The 19,963-nt window shown below is 34.9% G+C and carries 19 protein-coding genes; 17 read left to right on the top strand and 2 right to left on the bottom strand.

Annotated elements, in window-relative coordinates; genetic code table 11:
• Positions 1–123 precede the first annotated feature (123 nt).
• Positions 124–2,319, bottom strand: a complete 2,196-nt coding sequence (bglX, locus tag ABW637_RS06300; RefSeq protein ID WP_367583795.1) for a beta-glucosidase BglX — start codon at positions 2,317–2,319, stop codon at positions 124–126.
• Positions 2,320–2,709: 390 nt separating this feature from the next.
• Between bglX and ABW637_RS06295 the strand changes: the two genes are divergently transcribed.
• From ABW637_RS06295 to ABW637_RS06255, 9 genes are all read left to right on the top strand, one after another.
• Entirely contained in the window at positions 2,710–3,045 is a 336-nt protein-coding gene (locus ABW637_RS06295; RefSeq protein ID WP_367583794.1) for an arsenosugar biosynthesis-associated peroxidase-like protein, read from the top strand.
• Positions 3,046–3,160: 115 nt separating this feature from the next.
• A complete protein-coding gene (arsS, locus tag ABW637_RS06290) occupies positions 3,161–4,228 on the top strand; it encodes an arsenosugar biosynthesis radical SAM (seleno)protein ArsS (protein WP_367583793.1) in 1,068 nt (355 codons plus the stop codon).
• Positions 4,228–4,725, top strand: a complete 498-nt coding sequence (locus tag ABW637_RS06285; RefSeq protein ID WP_367583792.1) for a rhodanese-like domain-containing protein — start codon at positions 4,228–4,230, stop codon at positions 4,723–4,725. Before arsS ends, ABW637_RS06285 begins: the two co-directional genes overlap by 1 nt.
• On the top strand, positions 4,689–5,327 hold the full coding sequence (locus tag ABW637_RS06280) for a TIGR04282 family arsenosugar biosynthesis glycosyltransferase (protein WP_367583791.1): 639 nt from the start codon (positions 4,689–4,691) through the stop codon (positions 5,325–5,327). The genes ABW637_RS06285 and ABW637_RS06280 overlap by 37 nt, the downstream gene beginning before the upstream one ends.
• 9 nt (positions 5,328–5,336) lie before the next feature.
• Positions 5,337–6,149 (top strand): purine-nucleoside phosphorylase, encoded by an 813-nt coding sequence (locus tag ABW637_RS06275; RefSeq protein WP_367583790.1) that lies wholly within the window; start codon positions 5,337–5,339, stop codon positions 6,147–6,149.
• Between the two features lie 101 nt (positions 6,150–6,250).
• The gene (gene arsM / locus ABW637_RS06270; protein WP_367583789.1) at positions 6,251–7,219 is read left to right on the top strand and encodes an arsenosugar biosynthesis arsenite methyltransferase ArsM; all 969 of its coding nucleotides are present in this window, start codon (positions 6,251–6,253) and stop codon (positions 7,217–7,219) included.
• A gap of 151 nt (positions 7,220–7,370) precedes the next feature.
• Positions 7,371–8,486 (top strand): inorganic phosphate transporter, encoded by a 1,116-nt coding sequence (locus ABW637_RS06265; RefSeq protein WP_367583788.1) that lies wholly within the window; start codon positions 7,371–7,373, stop codon positions 8,484–8,486.
• Positions 8,487–8,591: 105 nt separating this feature from the next.
• Positions 8,592–9,710, top strand: a complete 1,119-nt coding sequence (locus tag ABW637_RS06260) for a pyridoxal phosphate-dependent aminotransferase (RefSeq protein WP_367583787.1) — start codon at positions 8,592–8,594, stop codon at positions 9,708–9,710.
• 278 nt (positions 9,711–9,988) lie between these two features.
• On the top strand, positions 9,989–10,735 hold the full coding sequence (locus ABW637_RS06255) for a DUF547 domain-containing protein (protein WP_367583786.1): 747 nt from the start codon (positions 9,989–9,991) through the stop codon (positions 10,733–10,735).
• A 119-nt stretch (positions 10,736–10,854) separates the two neighbouring features.
• Here ABW637_RS06255 and ABW637_RS06250 read toward each other — a convergent pair whose 3' ends face one another.
• A complete protein-coding gene (locus ABW637_RS06250) occupies positions 10,855–12,072 on the bottom strand; it encodes an NADH:flavin oxidoreductase/NADH oxidase family protein (RefSeq protein ID WP_367583785.1) in 1,218 nt (405 codons plus the stop codon).
• A gap of 225 nt (positions 12,073–12,297) precedes the next feature.
• On the opposite strand from ABW637_RS06250, the gene ABW637_RS06245 reads away from it, so the two are divergent.
• From ABW637_RS06245 to ABW637_RS06210, 8 genes are all read left to right on the top strand, one after another.
• Positions 12,298–13,020, top strand: a complete 723-nt coding sequence (locus tag ABW637_RS06245) for a DUF547 domain-containing protein (protein WP_367583784.1) — start codon at positions 12,298–12,300, stop codon at positions 13,018–13,020.
• Positions 13,021–13,078: 58 nt separating this feature from the next.
• Positions 13,079–13,966 carry a sterol desaturase family protein gene (locus ABW637_RS06240; RefSeq protein ID WP_367583783.1) on the top strand — a complete coding sequence of 296 codons (888 nt, stop codon included), beginning with the start codon at positions 13,079–13,081 and terminating at the stop codon, positions 13,964–13,966.
• Positions 13,967–13,975: 9 nt separating this feature from the next.
• A complete protein-coding gene (locus tag ABW637_RS06235; protein ID WP_367583782.1) occupies positions 13,976–14,869 on the top strand; it encodes a DUF547 domain-containing protein in 894 nt (297 codons plus the stop codon).
• 579 nt (positions 14,870–15,448) lie between these two features.
• Complete coding sequence (locus tag ABW637_RS06230; RefSeq protein ID WP_367583781.1) at positions 15,449–16,195, top strand: DUF547 domain-containing protein; 747 nt, start codon at positions 15,449–15,451, stop codon at positions 16,193–16,195.
• 65 nt (positions 16,196–16,260) lie between these two features.
• Positions 16,261–16,971, top strand: a complete 711-nt coding sequence (locus tag ABW637_RS06225) for a TIGR04283 family arsenosugar biosynthesis glycosyltransferase (RefSeq protein WP_367583780.1) — start codon at positions 16,261–16,263, stop codon at positions 16,969–16,971.
• 25 nt (positions 16,972–16,996) lie between these two features.
• On the top strand, positions 16,997–17,947 hold the full coding sequence (locus ABW637_RS06220) for a helix-turn-helix domain-containing protein (protein ID WP_367583779.1): 951 nt from the start codon (positions 16,997–16,999) through the stop codon (positions 17,945–17,947).
• 81 nt (positions 17,948–18,028) lie between these two features.
• Positions 18,029–18,997, top strand: a complete 969-nt coding sequence (locus ABW637_RS06215; protein WP_367583778.1) for an NAD-dependent epimerase/dehydratase family protein — start codon at positions 18,029–18,031, stop codon at positions 18,995–18,997.
• 89 nt (positions 18,998–19,086) lie between these two features.
• Positions 19,087–19,953: a helix-turn-helix transcriptional regulator gene (locus ABW637_RS06210; protein ID WP_367583777.1), complete on the top strand. Its 867-nt coding sequence runs from the start codon at positions 19,087–19,089 to the stop codon at positions 19,951–19,953.
• Positions 19,954–19,963 lie beyond the last annotated feature (10 nt).

Genomic DNA, 19,963 nt, shown 5'->3' with positions numbered 1-19,963 from the left:
TCTTTGGAGTCTAAAATAAGCTTTTTTCTTAATCTACACCTGCTAATGACTACACTTTACATACTTATATCGCTAAACAACCTATTTCTTTTGAGAACACATTCATTTTAAGACATTAGAATCCTATTTTTTAAAGGAAAAATTTGCTTCGAGTGATGTCTTAGAGCTTCCACCTATAAAAACTTTAAATTCTCCAGGTTCGGCTTCCCATTTTTTATTAACCGTATAAAACTGAATGATTTCCTCATTGATAGTAAAAGATATGGTTTTACTTTCTCGAGCTTCAAGTTCGATTAACTCAAATCCTTTCAATTCCTTTATGGGGCGGGTTATGCTTCCTACCAGATCTCGAATATACAATTGCACTACTTCTTTACCTTTTCTTTTGCCAGTATTAGTTACAGTCACCGAAATGGTAATCGCATTTCCTGTAGAAAAAGATGGGGCACTCACTTCTAAATTTTTATATTCGAAAGAAGTATAACTTAACCCGTGCCCAAACGGGAACAAAGCATCATTCTTTTCATCGGTATAATGAGACCAAAATACCATATCATTTACATTAGTAGGTCTTCCTGTATTCTTACTATTATAATAAAGAGGTACCTGACCTACACTACGTGGAAACGAAACCGGTAATTTACCTGAGGGGTTATAATCTCCAAATAAAACATCGGCAATAGCATTACCAGATTCTGATCCTAAATGCCAGGTTTCGAGTATGGCGGGGGCTTTTTTTGCAACATCGGTTATGACAAGGGGGCGACCATTCATTAAAACAACAACAATATTTTTATTTACGGCATGCACAGCTTCAAAAAGCTTTTGTTGTGGCATCGTAAGTGCTATATTTACCTGACTTCTACCTTCTCCCGACTGAAAAGCCTCTTCACCAAGGGCTAAAACAACCACTTCGGCTTCTTTTGCAATATGTACAGCCTTTTCAATTCCTGCTAAATCCTCTCGATTTATCTCTAATTCTAGCACAAAATTTCGTTCTCCAACTCCAATTGCAACTCCTTTTTCATATAAGATTTTTACCGTTTTATCAACCGTAGCTTTTACCCCTTCGAGAAGTGAAACCGCAGAGTTTGCGGTGGCCATAGCTCTCCAGCTACCAATGGGTGAGTCTTTATCATCTGCCAAAGCCCCAATAATGGCAATACTTTGTATATCTTTTTTAAGAGGTAGTACCTCATTATCATTCTTAAGCAATACAATAGATTTTTTGGCTACATCTCTAGAAGCTTCTAAATTCTCTTTAGTATAGATATCATTTTTTTCTCGAGCTACATCACAATATTTATAAGGATCGTCAAAAAGTCCCAATTTATATTTTATTCGCAATATTCGTCTGGCTGCGTCGTCAATTAATTTTTCATCTACCTTACCTTCTTGTACTAATTGTTCTAACCCTATCTCATAAGCCCTTCCTTCCATATCCATATCACAACCAGCCGTGATAGCTCGCTCGGCTGCATGAACATTATCTACCGCATATCCATGTGATATCATTTCTGTGATAGAGGCAAAATCAGAAACCATAAATCCATCCCAATCCCAAGATTTTTTTAGCATATCGCGTTGCAACTCTTTATGTCCGGTAGCGGGTATCCCATCAACTTCATTAAAAGCATTCATCATGGTTGCGACACCAGCTTTTACTGCAGCTTTAAACGGAGGCAGAACAGCATTATGAAGTTCATATTCTCCTATACTTACTGTATTATACTCTCTTCCTCCTTCTGCAAGCCCATACGCGGCAAAATGCTTAGCACAAGCTGCCAATGTTGTGTTTTTAGAAAGATCATCTCCTTGAAATCCCTGAACCCTTGCTACGGCTATTTTAGACCCTAAAAAAGGATCTTCGCCAGCACCTTCCATAATTCTACCCCAACGGGCATCTCTCGAAATATCAACCATTGGCCCATAGGCCCAATTAATTCCAGAAGCTGTTGCTTCTTTGGCCGCAATAGAAGATGATTTTTTTATAGCTTCGAGATCCCAACTTGCACTTTCTCCCAATGGAATAGGAAAAATTGTTTTAAATCCATGTATAACATCATAGCCAAAGAGTAAAGGTATTTTTAAGCGAGAATTCTTAATTACGGTCTCCTGTAGTTCTTTAGTTCCAGCTACAGAAGTAACATTAAGCATTCCGCCTACTTCACCATTCTTAAGTTTCTCATATTTTTCTTTATTTCCTATATCAGACGGTGGACCTGTAACATCCCAACTTCCACTGTACAAAACTAGCTGCCCTATTTTTTCCTTAAGAGTCATTAAAGACAATAGAGAATCTATCTTTTTTTCTATCATATCACTTTTTATAGTTACAGGTATTTGAAAAGTTACAGAATTCTGAGAAAATAGATTCACCGAATTAAACAAAAGTAGAGCTCAAAAAAATGCAAGCGTTTGTATTATTGAATTTTCATAAAAAATGATGTTTTGGTAACATTTTTCTTGTGTTTTCGTCAGAACAGTATCTCCAAAAATTCAGATACAACGTTCTAAAATCCCAATAGAAGTAATTTAATGAGTAAAAAAATGATAAAAAAAACCTAATAATTGCACTTTGTCTTTTATTTTACCCACATATTAAAGACTTTAGTCTTTTTTAATCAAAAAAACACTTTTTATTGTAAGCTTTACTACATTAAACACGACATATATAATTATGTCTGTAACTAAAAACAATACAGAAACATGTCTAAAACATATTATGACCCTGCTGACCTAAGAAAATTTGGAAAAATCACAGAATGGAGTGAAGAGTTGGGTACAAAATTTTTCGATTATTACGGAAAAGTATTTGAAGAAGGAGCGCTTACCGCCCGTGAAAAATCTTTAATTGCTCTAGCCGTAGCCCATACCGAACAATGTCCTTACTGTATAGATGCATATACAAAAGACACTTTACAAAGAGGTATTACTAAAGAAGAAATGATGGAAGCCATACATGTAGGTGCTGCAATCAAAAGCGGAGCTACTTTGGTACATGGTGTTATGATGATGAATAAGGTGAACAAACTGGAAATGTAAGCAAGCTGTTGGAAGGGTGAAAACCTTACAAATAGTTTATCCCAATGCATAAGATTCACATGATAAAACAAAGTACTAATCCCACAAAGTTTGGGATCTAATTGAACAAAGGAAGATGTCTGAAGCTAGAACAAAACAATCTCTACATAAACGCAATGACCAGTTAGCAGATGCCAACAGACAGTTGGAAATCTTAAATAACGGAATTTTTGCAAATGGTGAATTACCCAAATTTGCCGATAAAATTGCAGAAATAGGTCATTCCTCTTTACGTCCAAATAAACTAGAAATCCTACAGATCAATGTTGGATATATGTGTAACCAAGTTTGCGAGCATTGCCATGTAGATGCAGGTCCTGATAGAAAGGAAATCATGACTAAGGAAACCATGCAACAATGTTTAGAGGTTATCAAAAAAACAGGAGCTCATACCCTGGATCTAACAGGAGGTGCCCCAGAAATGAATCCGAATTTTAGATGGTTTGTAGAAGAGGCAAGTAAAGCAGGAATTAAAGATTTTATAGTTAGAAGTAACCTAACCATTATTAGAGCAAATAAAAAATATTACGACCTCCCTGATTTTTTCAAAAAACACAACGTGCATGTAGTTTCTTCTATGCCACATTGGACCAGAGGAAAAACCGACAAACAACGAGGTGATGGTGTTTTTGATAAATCTATAAAAGCTTTACAAGAACTTAACGACCGTGGATATGGTATGCCAGATAGTGACCTAAGGTTAGATTTGGTGTATAACCCATCGGGAGCCTTTCTTCCTGGTGATCAAGCCTCTATGGAAAAAGATTTCAAGAAGGCATTATTAGAGGACTTCAACATACAGTTTCATAACCTTTTTGCGATTACCAATTTACCTATTAGTAGATTTTTGGATTATCTAATCGCTTCAGAAAACTATGAAGATTATATGTATGCGCTTGTAGAAGCCTATAATCCTAGTGCTGTTGCTAATGTAATGTGTACCAATACTATTTCTATAAGTTGGGACGGATGGTTATATGACTGTGACTTCAATCAAATGCTTGGCCTTAAAGTTGCCAGCAAAGTGAAACATATTAGTGAGTATAATGAAGAATTACTTCAGAATAGAAATATAATAATTTCGCAACATTGTTATGGTTGTACGGCAGGAGCAGGAAGTAGTTGTCAAGGAACAGTAGCTTAATGAAGATTAAAATATGCTACATATTTTTAGTTATTACTCATTTTAGCGTTGCTCAAAACTCGCTAGATGAGCTATTGGATCATTACAATAATGAAAGTATCCCCTATATCTCGGTTACAGCATTAAAAGATATTCAGGATGAAGTACTCATACTTGATGCACGAGAAAAAGTCGAATTTAATGTAAGCCATCTTAAGGGCGCTCAATTTGTAGGGTATAATGATTTTCAAATCACGTCTGTCATCAAACAAAATATTTCCAAAAACGACACCATTGTGGTCTACTGTAGTCTAGGCGTTCGGTCTGAAGATATCTCCGAAAAACTTAAAGGCGAAGGATATATCAACGTTTACAATCTTTATGGTGGTATTTTTGAATGGAAAAATAAAAATTATACGGTGGTAAATTCTAAAGAAGAAATAACCGAAGAAGTACATGCTTGTTCTAAGCAATGGGCAAAATGGTTACGAAAAGGAAAAAAAGTATACTCAAATTGAAAGAAAAAAATTTACTTATGATCTTTACCCGAAATCCAGAATTGGGTAAATGCAAAACGCGTCTTGCCGCAACTGTTGGAGAACAAACAGCTCTGGATATTTATACCTTTTTACTAGAGCATACTGTAGCCATCACCAAAAACCTTAAAACAACCAAAGAAGTACATTACTCTGTAAAGGTAAGAGATAACGATTTATGGAGTTCTGAAATCTATGATAAGAAACAACAGTTTGGAGATGATCTGGGACAAAAAATGGAACATGCTTTTGACTCAGGTTTCAAAAAAGGGTATCAAAATATCATCATTATTGGTAGTGACATGTATGACTTAAATCAAAAAGATCTAGAAAATGCATTTTTGGCATTGCAATCCCATGACTATGTAATTGGACCTGCAGAAGACGGAGGATATTACTTATTTGGAATGAAATCCTTAAATTCACAAGTTTTTAAAAATAAAAACTGGGGTACAGAAACTGTACTGCAGAATACATTGAAAGATTTAAAAAAAGAAAATATAAAACTATTAGAAGAACGTAATGATGTTGATTATTATGAAGATATTAAAGACATCGACGCTTTTCAAAAATTTTTAAGCTAATAAAACAACATGATCAAATACATAGAAGAAACAACAGAATTTCTGCAAGAAAAAGGGTTTAACAAGCCCGAAATAGGAATTATACTAGGAACCGGATTGGGACAATTAATAAATGAGGTTGAAATTATTAAGGAAATAAGTTATAACCATATCCCAAATTTTCCAACGGCAACTGTAGAATTTCATAAAGGAAAGTTAATCTATGGTAAACTAGAAGGCAAAATCGTTGTGGTTATGCAAGGACGTTTTCATTTATATGAAGGATACTCGCTTCAGGATGTAACCTATCCTGTACGAATAATGCATAAACTAGGTATTAAAACATTATTGGTATCTAATGCATCTGGAGCGGTTAATTTAAACTTTAAAAAAGGGGAATTGATGCTTATTGATGACCATATTAATCTGCAAGGAGGGTCTCCCCTGGCTTTTAAAGGAGTAGAACAATTAGGAACTCGATTTACAGACATGAGCGCTCCATATGATCAAAAAATCAATGCTCAACTAGAAACCATTGCCAAAGAGAAAAACATTAACCTGCATAAGGGAGTTTATGCTTCGGTATTAGGGCCACAATTAGAAACAAGAGCAGAGTATCGCTATCTCAAAACTATCGGAGCAGATGCCGTTGGGATGAGCACAGTACCCGAGGTTATTGTGGCTAATCATCTTAATCTTCCGGTAGCAGCTGTATCGGTTCTTACAGACGAATGTGATCCCGAGAACTTAAAACCTATAGATATAGATGAAATCATTGCACTGGCAGGAAAAGCTGAGCCCGAAATGATTACGCTGTTCAAAGAAGTTATAAAATTACTTTAAAAACGAATTCTGAAAGTTATACCTTAACTTTTCGACTACATTATTTATAACCCAATAATACCTTATATTTCCACTTTAGAAGGAAAGAATAAAATCAATTTATGAGCTATTTAGATACTACTCACGATGTGTATAAAGAAGCAGCATTAACCCCAGATGTAGGGTTATGTTGTACTACGAATCCTATTTGGGAGCTACCAGGCCTTAAAATTCCTAAAATCATGCAGGAAATGAATTATGGCTGTGGTAGTACGGTAAATGCAAGAGATTTAACGAATAATCCAAAAGTCTTATACGTTGGTGTAGGTGGCGGAATGGAATTGCTACAGTTCTCATATTTCTCTCGTCAAAAAAGTGGCGTTATTGGCATCGATGTTGTACAAGAAATGCTGGATGCTTCTCATAAAAACTTTAAAGAAGCCGAAGCTCAAAACGATTGGTTTAAGAGTGAATATGTTGATCTTAGGTTTGGCGACGCACTTAATCTTCCTGTTGAAGACAATAGTATAGATGTTGCTGCGCAAAACTGTTTATTCAACATATTTAAAGCAGAAGATCTTAAAAAAGCCATCGAAGAAATGTATCGCGTACTAAAGCCTCACGGAAGACTAGTTATGAGTGATCCTACTTGTGAGCAACCTATGAACGACACCCTTCGAAACGATGAACGTTTAAGAGCATTATGCCTGAGCGGAAGTCTACCTATTGCCGAATATGTAAAAGCATTAACCGACGTAGGTTTCGGAACTATAGAAATTAGGGCGCGTAAACCATATCGAATTCTTGATCCAAAGAACTACGCTACCGATGAATTAATCTATATCGAATCTATCGAGGTTGCGGCTATCAAAGATCCAATGCCAAAGGATGGGCCATGTATCTTTACTGGTAAAGCAGCCATTTATTTTGGCGATGAGGACTATTTTGATGATAAAAAAGGGCATGTATTACTAAAAAATCAACCTATTGCGGTTTGTGATAAAACTGCCGGTGCTTTAGCCGATCTAGGTAGAGATGATATCTTTATTAGCGAATCTACGTATCACTATGACGGTGGTGGATGCTGTTAATAACAGTAATCAACAATATATAATTCTAAAGTCGAGAGCAACTATGTGTTCTCGACTTTTTTATTTCATTCTCTGATGATTCAATAATAAATACTGTAAGGTAACTTCATATACAACGTCGAATTATGAGTACTTAAATTTCAGAAAATATATGATTTTGGTTCTTCTTTTTATTGCTGCTTGTTTTTTAGCCTATAGTAATGGTGCAAATGATAACTTTAAAGGTGTTGCCACACTCTTCGGAAGCGGAACCACAAATTATAAAAAAGCGATAAATTGGGCTACTATAACCACATTCTCCGGTTCTATTGCTGCCATCTTTTTGGCAGAAGAACTGGTTAAAAACTTCTCAGGAAAAGGATTAGTCCCCAACGAATTAATTACCATGCCGGTTTTTGCCATCTCAATTGCTCTGGGAGCTGCTATCACTGTTTTTATCGCTACAAGGGTTGGTATGCCCATATCAACAACTCATAGTTTGGTGGGTTCACTTTTTGGAGCAGGAGTGATGGCCATTGGCGTAGAGTTTAACTTTATTAAGCTGGGCAAAACATTTTTAATGCCTCTTGTTGTAAGTCCGTTGATGGCTGCCATACTAAGTTTAATAGCTTATGTAATATTTAGGTACGTCCGGAAAAAACTAAAAATCACAAAAAATAGCGGTATTTATATTAATGAAGAACAGAAGACAGATTCACTAACTGTTTCTGCCCATACGATGACCGCAAATACAACCACCAAGGTATCAACTTCAATAAAACCTACCACAGTTGAAACATATAGTGGAGAACTATTTGGTATTACTTCTCAAAAAATATTAGACAGCTTGCATTTCTTAAGTGCCGGGGTAGTTAGTTTTGCCCGAGGCCTTAATGACACCCCTAAAATTGTGGGATTATTACTCATCATTAATACGCTGGATATACAATGGGGAATGATAGCCGTTGCTATTACTATGGCACTGGGTGGGCTTATGAATGCCACGAAAGTAGGAGTTATAATGAGTAAAAAAATAACACCCATGAATTCTGGACAAGGATTTACTGCAAATATGATCACAGGTTTATTAGTGACCACTGCAAGTATCCATGGGTTACCTGTTTCGACCACACACGTCTCTGTAGGTTCTATTTTTGGAATTGGTACCGTTACTAAAAAAGCAAACCCTAAAATGATTTCCAAAATATTGTTGTCCTGGGTGCTTACGCTTCCTATAGCAGCTGTTATAAGTGGTTTACTATTTCTGTTACTTAAAAATATAGTGTAATCGATCAACACAAATTTGAGACTCTCTTAATCAGAAAACCCATAACTCTATTAGAATCAATTAATTACTATCTTTAGAAAGCCAATCATTTTAAAGAATAGTAACATGAACAGAAGACAATGGTTAAAATCTACCTCCTTAGGAGGAAGTTTAGTAGTATTCGGAGGATTAGAACTTGCCAATGCCCTTACTGCAGAAGAAATCGAAAAATTTAATCCAAGACCTCTTTCAAAACTCATTCGATTAAGCTCTAATGAAAATCCTTATGGGCCTTCAGAAAAAGTAAGACAATCTATCATATCGGCTTTTGAGCATGGTTGTCGATACCCATATGCTTATGCAGATGAATTGGCAGAGGTTTTAGCCAAAAAAGAAGGGGTAACTAAAGATCATATTATTATTTGTGGTGGCTCAACAGAGGGTTTAAAAATTACCGGACTTACTTTTGCAGCAAACGGTGGCGAAATCATTGCAGGAAAACCTACATTTTTGGCAATGATGTCTTATGCACAACAATGGGGGGCAACTGTAAATTGGGTTCCTGTTGGAAACGACAAAGGATACGATATGGATGAAATCGAAAAACGAATTTCATCAAAAACTAAATTAGTCTTTCTTTGTAACCCCAATAACCCTACTTCTACGATACTACCTTCAGAAAAACTTCTGGATTTTTGTAATGCCATAAGTAATAAAACTATCTTATTTAGTGACGAAGCCTATTATGATTATATCGATGAACCTAATTACCCATCTATGGTTGAGCTTGTTAAACAAGAAAAAGATGTAATTGTTTCCCGAACATTTTCTAAAGTATATGGTATGGCTGGTTTGCGCATAGGGTATTTGGTTGCAAAACCAGCATTAACACAACAATTGCGAAAAAACATGGTAGCATATAGTAATGTTCTTGCCATTGCCGCTGCCAAAGAAGCATTAAATGACAAAGAATTCTATACGTTTAGCTTGCAAAAAACTCGAGAAGCAAAAGATTTGATCTATAAAACGCTAAACGCATTAAAGTTGTCTTATGTGAAATCTGATACTAACTTCATTTTCTTTAAATCAGGAAAAGATATAAGTATTCTTCATAAAGAAATGATGAATAAAGGAATCTTAATAGGACGCCCATTCCCTCCATTTTTTGATTGGTGTAGAATAAGTACCGGAACTATTGAAGAAGTAACTCTTTTTACGCAAGCGCTATCTTCTATTTATAATTAAGCTCCCAATTCATTAATGTTTTCAAAGCAAATTAGGATCAAAAAAAGCACTACAAAATATATTTATTCTTGTATATCCTACATTTTCACTCCTAAAAACGACTAATCTTTGGGAAATTTCACAAGTATCATATTGTTAAAGATTTTACATAATTATTGATTTTTTAAGAAGTATTTTCCTACTAAACTGCATAAAAAATGTATTACGTCTGTTTTTTTTGTATATTACGGATTCTTACCAACTTATTTTATTACTAACCTCAAAAAATTCTTAACAAAATGAAACCCCTTAAAACCCCTCATTTTATTTTAGCCTTTCTCCTATGCGCTACTTTTTACGCCCAGGAAAAAGTTGATCATTCTTCATGGGATCAAATTTTAATTCTTAATGTATTAGACAACGGAATGGTGGACTATGATGGTGTTACTAAAGATGTTGCCGTGTTTTATGACTATTTTAGACACCTCTGCAAAATAGCCCCAAAAGAAAACTGGACTAATGAAGAGAAATTAGCCTACTGGCTCAATGTTTACAATGCTACTGCAATGAAAATGATCATTGACGAATATCCTGTAGCATCAATAAATGATCTAGAAAACCCCTGGAAACGTAAAGTATTTAAAACTCAAGGTGTTCGCTACAGTTTAGATGATATAGAACATGGTATCTTAAGAAAATTTGGGGATCCCAGAATCCATTTTTTACTTAATTGCGGATCCATGTCATCTCCCAGATTATGGAATAGAGCATATACAAGCGAAAATATTAATGAAGCTCTTGAAGAAAGAACAAGAGAGTTTATTAACGACCCGCAAAGAAATCAGATTACTTCGAGTACCGTTAAAATTTCACAAGTATTTGAATGGTATAAAGAGGATTTTGAAAGTTATGATATAGATGTAGCCGATTTTATAAATCAATATGCTACTGTTAAGATAAATAAAATATCAAAAAATAGCTATATCACATATGATTGGAGCTTGAATAAAAAAAGTGAAACTACGCCTATTACAAGTAACCATTAAATCATATACTACAAGAATATAATTATAACTGATTACAATTAGAGTACAACTCATACCGAACTAACATTTAGAAAATAGACGGTAGTTCGGTACGAGTTTATCTATACTATCCTTATCTTCTAAAACTTTTTGGACATTGCCTTTCTAAACTCATACAATACTAAAAACATAGAGCACCATAACGGACTCATATTGGTTTTAAGTTTCTTTCCTTTAGAAAAACGAATTAATTGTCGGGCATAAAAACCTCCTTCGGCAGAGTCTTCAAATTGTTTCATTCCTGTGCGCAACACAAGATTCTCTAGATTGGGTATATCTCCATTTAGAAATGCAGGGATATCTTCTCGATTGGTAATAAATGGTCGTCCCATACCGATTAAATCTACTTCTCCGTTTTTTAAAACTTCATTACAGAAATCATAGGATCTAAAACCACCAGTAATCATTAAAGGTAATGTACTTATCGTTCTTACTTTTTTAGCAAAATCAATAAAATAGGCTTCTCTTCTTTTTGTACTTTCTTTTACCTCGGCTCCTTCTTCATTCAGAATAAAGAAAGCAAGTTTTTCGTAGGTCCCGCCAGAAATCTCTAATAGATCTATCTTTTCTTTATCGAGCATTTTTACCACCTCTAGTGATTCTTCTTCTGTAAATCCTCCTCTCTGAAAATCTGCAGAATTTAGTTTCACTGCTATTGGGAAATCTGCACCCACTTCTTTTCTAACTTCTTTAATAATAGTGAGCAGTAAACGACTACGATTTTCGATACTTCCTCCCCATTTATCGGTTCTGATATTAGTTCTTGGGGATAAAAACTGGCTTAACAAATACCCATGAGCAGAATGAATCTGTACTCCTGTAAATCCAGCATTTTTTGCCATCCTTGCAGCTTTTACAAAACCATGAATCACATTTTGGATATCGTCTTCGGTCATGGCCTTTGGTTTCCCAAAAAGCCCCATTTTTTGCAATTGTACTTCAGAAGGAGCCAATGGTCTATTGGTTCCAAATCTGTTGGTTTGCCTTCCCGAATGTGAAATCTGTACCCATACATGATTACCATTAGACTTTGATGACTGGGCCCAGGAGCTTAGTTTAGGCAACATATTTTCGTCATCAAAACATACATTCCCGGCAGATTCTAAATGCTTTCGATCAATAACAACATTTCCCGTTATTAATAAACCTGCTCCGGTATCAGACCAATCTTTATATAATCGTTCATGACCTTTTGTAGGTTCCAAATTTTTATTGCTAATACGTTCTGTCATAGCAGACTTAACGAGTCTGTTTTTTAACGTTACACCACACGGCAAGTTTAATTCTGTACTAATCATAGTTAAATAGTTCGATTGCAATGATACACAATCCTTATATATTGTACAATCAAAAGCCATTTCCCAATTGTTAAAAAAAGGAATACTCCTTTCCTCCTTTTGATTAAAAAATACGGTTTAACCGCAAAATTTGCGTTTTATCGGTTATTTTAACTATTTTACTCCTAAAAACACAAGGAAATTATTACTTTTAATGAATTTCAAAACACAAAATTTAGACGTCAAATGGTAACTACAAAAAAATACAAGTCAATACTGCCTCTGTTTTTACTTGCCCTATTTTGTTTTATAGGTACTGCCCAAAACACACTAGATCACTCTGTGTGGGATCAAATTCTTATCCTTAATGTGTCTGAAGATGGCAAGGTGAACTATGAAGGCGTTATGAAAGACAGTCCTTTATTTTATAAATATTTTAGATCTTTATCAGCAAATCCCCCTACCGACCAATGGTCTCAACAAGAAACATTAGCCTATTGGGTGAATGCTTATAATTCTATTGCTGTAAAAATGATTATCGATAATTACCCGGTAAAAAATATCAATGAACTGCATGATCCCTGGAATCAAAAATTCTTCAGAATTAAGGATAAACGCTATAGTCTTGATGATATAGAGCATAAGATTTTAAGAAAAATGGGGGATCCCAGAATTCATTTTTTAATCAACTGTGCTTCTACTTCTTCTCCGAAGCTTATGAACATGGCCTATACCGCTGCCAATATAGAACAAGCCCTGGAGAAATGTACAAGAGATTTTATTAATGATCCTACAAAAAATATAATTACCGAAGATAAAGTTAGTATCTCACAAATCTTTGAATGGTACAAAGATGACTTTAATAAAGGTGATGTTGCCGAATTTATAAATCGATATTCTAACGTTCAGATTAAAAAAGTGCCAAAAAAAGGGTACATGGTATACAATTGGGATCTTAACGAGCAGTAATGTACCTGGATTTCATAAATTGTAACGCTAAGAATAATCTTATCGTTATTTTTACGGTGTGGAGAACTATATAGAAATCATAAAAAACTCGTATTTGGGGTATTGGAATTACCTCAAAAATGAAATCTTTTTTCAAAATTCTTGGGACAACTTTTTCTATGGTCTAATTATCGTTTCTTTTGTAGTGTGGATACTCGAAATTGCGTTTCCGTGGAGAAAAAATCAACCCCGGTTTCGAAAAGATTTCTGGTTAGATACATTCTATATGTTTTTTAATTTCTTTCTGCTCAACCTCATCGTTTTAATAGCATTATCTAATATCGCAGCTGCTTTTTTTAATGATATTCTTGGTGTTTTAGGAATCTCAATCTCAACATTTCAACTTTTTGATGTAGATGCACTACCCAAAGTAGTAGGCCTTATGATTTTCTTCATTGTAAGTGATTTTACACAATGGAACACGCATCGCTTATTGCATCGAATTCCTTTTTTATGGAATTTTCATAAAGTACATCACTCGGTAAAAGAAATGGGATTTGCAGCACACCTTCGATATCACTGGATGGAGCCCGTAGTTTATAAATCGTTACTATATATTCCTATCGCCATTATCGGTGGATTTGATGCCCAGGATGTGGCCATTGTGCATTTCTTTGCTCTAATTATCGGGCACCTAAACCATGCAAATCTAGGTTGGGATTACGGAGTTTTAAAATACATATTCAATAATCCTAAAATGCATATCTGGCATCATGCTAAGGATTTACCCGATCACAAAAAATATGGCGCGAATTTTGGTCTTACCCTAAGTATATGGGATTATGTGTTTAAAACAAACCATATCCCGAAAGATGGAAGAGATATCGAACTTGGATTTGAAGGTGACGAAGATTTTCCGCAGGATTTTATACAACAGGAAATATATCCTGTTAAACTAAAGAAGTAATTACGTAGCATGAAGAACCTACTTATTATAGCATCTATTTGTTTATTTTTTGCCTGCGGCGGAAGTAAAAATGTAGTGCAGCATGCCCCAAAAACTACAACTACAGAGTATACTACCCCCGAGGAAAATACAGAGACTCCAAAAATTGTAGCTCCTATAGAAGAAAAGGCACCAGAACCTAAAACCGAAGAAGAGCCTCCTAAACCCAAAGCAGCAGCAGAAAAAGAAGAAGAAGAAGAAAAACCAAAAACGGTTTCAAAAGCATTAAGCCACCAACCCTGGAACACACTATTAGCAAAACATGTATCTGCCGATGGTATTGTAAACTATAAAGGTTTTAAACAAGATCGTGCACAATTTAGAACGTATCTCAAAGCATTAGAACAAAATGCACCCGGCAAGACTGCATCTAAAGCCGATAAACTTGCCTATTGGATGAATGTCTACAATGCCTTTACTATAAAATTAATCATCGATAAGTATCCTATAAAGAGTATTAAAGATATTGCAGATCCATGGGATTTGAGGTTTTTTAAAATAGGAACTACATGGTATACCCTAAATGATATAGAACACAGAATTCTTAGAAAAATGAACGATCCTAGAATTCACTTTGGTATTAATTGTGCTTCATTTTCTTGCCCTCCACTACTTAATAAAGCATTTACAGCACAAAATGTAGATCAAGAGCTCGAAAAACTCGCCATTGCTTTTATCAATGATCCCAAAAGGAATACAATTACTGCCGAGAAGATCGAAATCTCGAAAATATTCTCTTGGTTTGGTAAAGATTTTAAAAAAGAAGGATCCTTGATCGACTTTTTGAATAAGTATTCGAACATTGTAATTAATACCGATGCTAAAAAGAGTTTTAAAGCCTACGACTGGAGCTTAAATGAGTAGTTTATTCTTTATCATACCTTCAAAAATGACGTAAAAAACATAAGTCGATGTAAGAAAATTTACGTCAGTCTGAGTGATTTTCGATAGAAAATTGCACTTCGACAGGCTCAGCAGAACTATCGAAGACAAGTGAATTTTCAATCAAAAGCCTAATTTCGATACAATTTTTCTTCTGTCATCTCGAGCGTAGTCGAGAGGTCACTATGAAAAATCACTCAATTTGACGGCTTTTTTTAATCAATTCCTTAGATCGAACTCAGGTTTAAAAGAGAATTTTTTTCCTTAAAAATTAAGCTAATCATACTTTTTAAGTGTTAAAATTTCTGTAAAAATCGACAAGAAGTTATGGTGAAATATCTTCACGTATATTTTAATCAATTAGAACATAAATAGCTGTTTTTTAACATATTACAAACATGTGTTGAAAAATAATCACACCTTCATTTGTTGGTATGCCTTTTTTCTTTTAGAAAATTTATGTCATTGTATTTGTAAGGTCATTTCTCGATTGTCAACTAAATACCCAAATCAAGAATACAATCATAAATCAAATACTAACCGTTCAAAAAAATAATAATTATGAAAGCTCCAAAACTTATACTTCTTCTACTTGCTGTTCTATTCATAAATCAACTTCAATCACAAAGTAAATTTAATCATAGCGTTTGGGATCAAGCCCTACTTCTAAATGTATCTGAAGATGGAAAAGTAGATTATAATGGTTTTATGAGAGATAGTTCTCAACTCTATCAATATTTTAGACAACTTTCAGAAAATCCACCTCAAGAAGATTGGACCAGAGAAGAAAAACTAGCCTATTGGATTAATGCCTATAATGCCTATACGATAAAATTGGTTATTGATAGTTATCCTTTAAAGAGTATTAAAGATCTTAAAGATCCTTGGGATAAGAAATTCTTCAAAATTGATGGAGTATGGCATAGCCTGGGTGAGCTTGAGCACAAAATTATAAGAAAGTTTGGTGATCCAAGAATTCACTTTGCCGTTAACTGCGCTTCGATTTCTTGTCCTGTAGTATGGAACAGAGCCTACACTGCAGATAATCTACACGAGGCATTAGATCAACAAACCGAAAAATTTATTAATGATCCAGTTCGAAATACAATCACCAATACAGAAGTAAGTGTTTCTAAAATATTTACCTGGTACAAAAAAGATTTTAAGGTAAATGGCGGAGATGTAAAAGACTTTATCAACCGATATGCAAAAGTAAAAATTTCGAATCAGCCTAAAAAAGGGTATAAAGAATACAATTGGTTATTAAATGAGCAAGCTGTGGTAACTCCGGCCTTTGTACTCGACTAAATCATAAAAGGGTATGATTGAAGCTTAAATCTGTACATTTACAGCCAAATTATAATATCCCAAAATTGAAAATATCAATTATCATCCCGATACTTAACGAAGCAGCTACCATGGGTACGCTGCTTTCGCACTTAATTAATAATGCGATCACCCAGGATCATCTTGAAGAGATTATCGTAGTCGATGGGGGCAGTACCGATGGATCACGAGAGGTGGTGGAGACCTTATCCCGAAACGAAAAAACAACGATCAGATATATCACTTCAGAAAAAGGTAGGGCCGTACAACTTAATACAGGCGCTCAATGCGCGAAAGGAGAAATTCTATACTTCCTACATGCCGATTCTTTACCCCCCTTGCATTATGACCAATATATTATCGATGAAGTAAAAAAAGGCAATACTGCAGGTTGTTTTAGGATGAAATTTGATTCTAATCATCCCTGGTTACGTTTTCTGGGATGGTTAACACAGTTTGAAAGTAAGCGTTGTCGCGGCGGAGATCAAAGTCAGTTTATTACCAAACGGTTATTTGAAGAAATCAATGGGTATGACGAAGCGTATATTGTGTACGAAGATAATGATCTGGTAGATCGACTTTTTGCCATTGATCAATTTGTGATCATCCCTAAATATGTGATCACCTCGGCCAGAAAATATAGAGAAGTTGGGGTCTGGACCCTACAGTATCATTTTTTAAACATCCATATGCGCAGATGGATGGGAGCATCGTCTGAGGACTTGTATCGGTATTATAAAGAGAAGGTGGTTTCTTAAATCTTATTCTACCTATCTTTAACCTATGCAACTTCATATACATATAGATCGGGATATCTTAAAGGAATTTAGTGACCAATTAGGTGCCCAGATTGTTGAAAACAAATTTATTATTCCAGAAAAATGGGGAGTGGGTACTGCCGAAAAAATATCTTTTGACGGAGATATTGAACTCATATCCATGCAATTTGCATTACATCAACCAATACAAACACAATCCAAAAACCCCGACAACAGTCCTTATTTTTTATTAAACATCAATCTATCAGAAAAATCTGTAGATAAAACGGTAAATGGCGCGTATATAGAAATACAACGTAATCAACCCTCTGGAATGTTATTTTACAAACCAGGAACTTCTGTTTCTAGTATAAGCCCGGTTGGAGTTCCTTTTACTATTCTTTTGGTACGATTTCCTAAAATGATGATACAGCGGTATCTCGAAGAAAAAGAAGAATTTAGTCATATATCACATGTAATCTCTTCGAGTAGTTTAATCTATGAAGACCTTGATCTTGATTCTGAAAATTATCTTAGAAAGATACTATCATCAACCAATCGTTTTCAAAAACATGCCCATCTACTTAGTTTCTTAGGAATTTTTATTAAAAAACTTGGAAAGCGTTCTCCTCTTAAAAACTCTGAGAACATTAATTCAGAAGATCTAAAAACACTCTTCATGGTTGCCGGTAAACTTCGTGATCCTTTTATGTCTAACATGTCTACGAATGAAGATCTCGCAAAACTATCTGCAATGAGTTTAACCAAATTTAAAAATGTGTTTAAACAAGTTTTCGGGACTTCACCCTATCAATATCATTTACAAGCAAAAATGCAATATGCATACCGAGAGTTAATACAGGGATCACAAACGATCTCTGAGGTGAGTTATCAACTTGGGTATTCACATCCTTCCAAATTTACCATCGCTTTTAAGAAACAGTTTCATATGCTCCCTTCAGAAATTCGAGCATAATGCCCTTTAGGGATAAGAGATTGTCTTTTTGAGGTAATTACTTCGGTGTTTCCCATATTACTTTTGATCAAAAAAAGGACTATGACTATTTTTGTAACAGGAGGATCGGGCTTTGTAGGTCAAAACATAATTCCGATATTAATTGAAAAAGGACATACCATTTACGCATTGGCCAGAAGCGAAAAATCTGCTAAAAAAGTCGAAGAATTAGGTGCGATTTCGGTACTAGACAACTTGGTTTCCCTTTCAAAAAACACAGAAGAAGCCTTATCATATTGCGATTGCGTAGTACATTCGGCCGCATATATGAACTTTACATATGATACTAAAACTTTTTATGATATCAATGTAAAAGCTACCGAACATCTACTTTCTTTATCTAAAGAAAACGGAGTTCACAAGTTTATATATATCAGCGCTGCTCCGGTAATCGCGGGTTCGCCTATTATCAATGCAAAAGAGATTGATGCCGGTTTCGAACTACCAAAAGCACTTTATCCCAAAACAAAAGCCATTGCAGAAAGAAAAGTACTTGCCGAGAATTCAAAATCATTTACGACCATTTCATTACGCCCTCCGGCTATATGGGGGAATAATAATCACCATTATGAAGAAATTTTTGCCAGGGCAATAGAAGGAAAATGGAAATGGTTGGGCAAAGGAGACCAAATACTTTCTACAATTCATATAAAAAATCTGGGAAATGCAATTTTAGCATCCTTAGTTTCCGAAAAGGGCGGAGAGGCATACTTTGTGACCGATGGAGAACGAAGGCCCATGAGAGATTTCTTTACCGCAATCCTAAGATCACAGGGGATCAATCCCGGGGATAAAAGTATACCGTTGCCCGTTGCTTCTTTTTTGGCGAATACTATAGATATTATTTGGAAAACATTTCGATTAAAATCAAAACCACCCGTAGCGCCTATTATGATTCGATTAATGGGACGAGAATTTTCTGTAGATGATAGCAAAGCAAGAAGAGAGTTAGGCTATGTAAATGCCCTATCAATCAAAGAAGGAATCGATGAATTGTATAAAGACGCATGATTTAATTTTGTAAACATTCTGACCGAAAATCACTACTTTTAGTAAAAACCCGCATTTAAAATAATTATTTCTTTAGATTTTTGTGCCTTATGAAAGTAGTACCGCATGTATTCTACCAACATCCCAACATAGAGAAAGTCTTGGTTGATGGGCTTTCTTGTGTGGTCATAAAAAAGGTGAAACAAGTAGATTTACAGAATGAACGTTACCTGGCAGCTCACGCCTTGACTTTGGTTTTAAATGGGTCTTTACAGGTCGAAAAACCTAATGGAGAACTAACCATAGTTCACAAAAATCAAATGATCCTTTTACCAAAAGGATTGTATATGATCACTGATATTATCCCCAAAAATGAATCTTTTGAAGCCATAGTTTTCTTCTTTGATGAAGAAATCACCGATGAGTTTCTGATGAATTTTGAAACCACAAAACCAGAGATTGATGCAGAAACTATACTCATCGATTATGATCAAAACCTCAGGTTGTTTGTTGACACCCTCATTACGCTATATCGCGGAAAACATCAAAACCAGTTTACCAAACCTAAATTGCTAGAATTTCTTCATCTCATCAGTATTTCTGATCAAGGAAAAGCGTTTATAAACAGGCTTCAGTCTCTAAAACATAGAGAGCCTAAGAATATCAAAATGTTTATGACAGAACATTTTGATAAACCTCTTGACATAGAAGACTATGCCTATCTCACGGGTAGAAGTATTTCTACGTTTAGAAGAGATTTTAAATCTAAATTTAATATATCTCCTAAAAAATGGTTGATCGAAAAACGGTTAGAAAAAGCAACCCGCTTACTCAAAGAAAAAAATGATTCGGTGACCAGCATAGCATTACAGGTAGGTTATGAAAACTCTTCACATTTTAGTAAAGCTTTTCAGCAAAGGTTCGACATTTCTCCCAAAAAATTCCAGATTCATCATAGAAAGAATATGTTGATCTAATGTTTTGACC

The sequence above is a fragment of the Aquimarina penaris genome (assembly GCF_040786285.1).
Taxonomy (GTDB): domain Bacteria; phylum Bacteroidota; class Bacteroidia; order Flavobacteriales; family Flavobacteriaceae; genus Aquimarina.
This window is presented reverse-complemented; position numbering and strand designations above follow the sequence as displayed.

Bases quoted from the DNA above. Each gene is read 5' to 3' on its own strand.
- ABW637_RS06255 (WP_367583786.1), top strand. From the start codon at position 9,989: ATGAAACCCCTTAAAACCCCTCATTTTATTTTAGCCTTTCTCCTATGC.
- arsS (WP_367583793.1), top strand. From the start codon at position 3,161: ATGTCTGAAGCTAGAACAAAACAATCTCTACATAAACGCAATGACCAG.
- arsM (WP_367583789.1), top strand. From the start codon at position 6,251: ATGAGCTATTTAGATACTACTCACGATGTGTATAAAGAAGCAGCATTA.
- ABW637_RS06220 (WP_367583779.1), top strand. From the start codon at position 16,997: ATGCAACTTCATATACATATAGATCGGGATATCTTAAAGGAATTTAGT.
- ABW637_RS06210 (WP_367583777.1), top strand. From the start codon at position 19,087: ATGAAAGTAGTACCGCATGTATTCTACCAACATCCCAACATAGAGAAA.
- ABW637_RS06250 (WP_367583785.1), bottom strand. From the start codon at position 12,072: ATGATTAGTACAGAATTAAACTTGCCGTGTGGTGTAACGTTAAAAAAC.
- ABW637_RS06260 (WP_367583787.1), top strand. From the start codon at position 8,592: ATGAACAGAAGACAATGGTTAAAATCTACCTCCTTAGGAGGAAGTTTA.
- ABW637_RS06235 (WP_367583782.1), top strand. From the start codon at position 13,976: ATGAAGAACCTACTTATTATAGCATCTATTTGTTTATTTTTTGCCTGC.
- bglX (WP_367583795.1), bottom strand. From the start codon at position 2,319: ATGATAGAAAAAAAGATAGATTCTCTATTGTCTTTAATGACTCTTAAG.
- ABW637_RS06265 (WP_367583788.1), top strand. From the start codon at position 7,371: ATGATTTTGGTTCTTCTTTTTATTGCTGCTTGTTTTTTAGCCTATAGT.
- ABW637_RS06215 (WP_367583778.1), top strand. From the start codon at position 18,029: ATGACTATTTTTGTAACAGGAGGATCGGGCTTTGTAGGTCAAAACATA.
- ABW637_RS06275 (WP_367583790.1), top strand. From the start codon at position 5,337: ATGATCAAATACATAGAAGAAACAACAGAATTTCTGCAAGAAAAAGGG.
- ABW637_RS06285 (WP_367583792.1), top strand. From the start codon at position 4,228: ATGAAGATTAAAATATGCTACATATTTTTAGTTATTACTCATTTTAGC.
- ABW637_RS06245 (WP_367583784.1), top strand. From the start codon at position 12,298: ATGGTAACTACAAAAAAATACAAGTCAATACTGCCTCTGTTTTTACTT.
- ABW637_RS06230 (WP_367583781.1), top strand. From the start codon at position 15,449: ATGAAAGCTCCAAAACTTATACTTCTTCTACTTGCTGTTCTATTCATA.
- ABW637_RS06295 (WP_367583794.1), top strand. From the start codon at position 2,710: ATGTCTAAAACATATTATGACCCTGCTGACCTAAGAAAATTTGGAAAA.
- ABW637_RS06280 (WP_367583791.1), top strand. From the start codon at position 4,689: ATGGTTACGAAAAGGAAAAAAAGTATACTCAAATTGAAAGAAAAAAAT.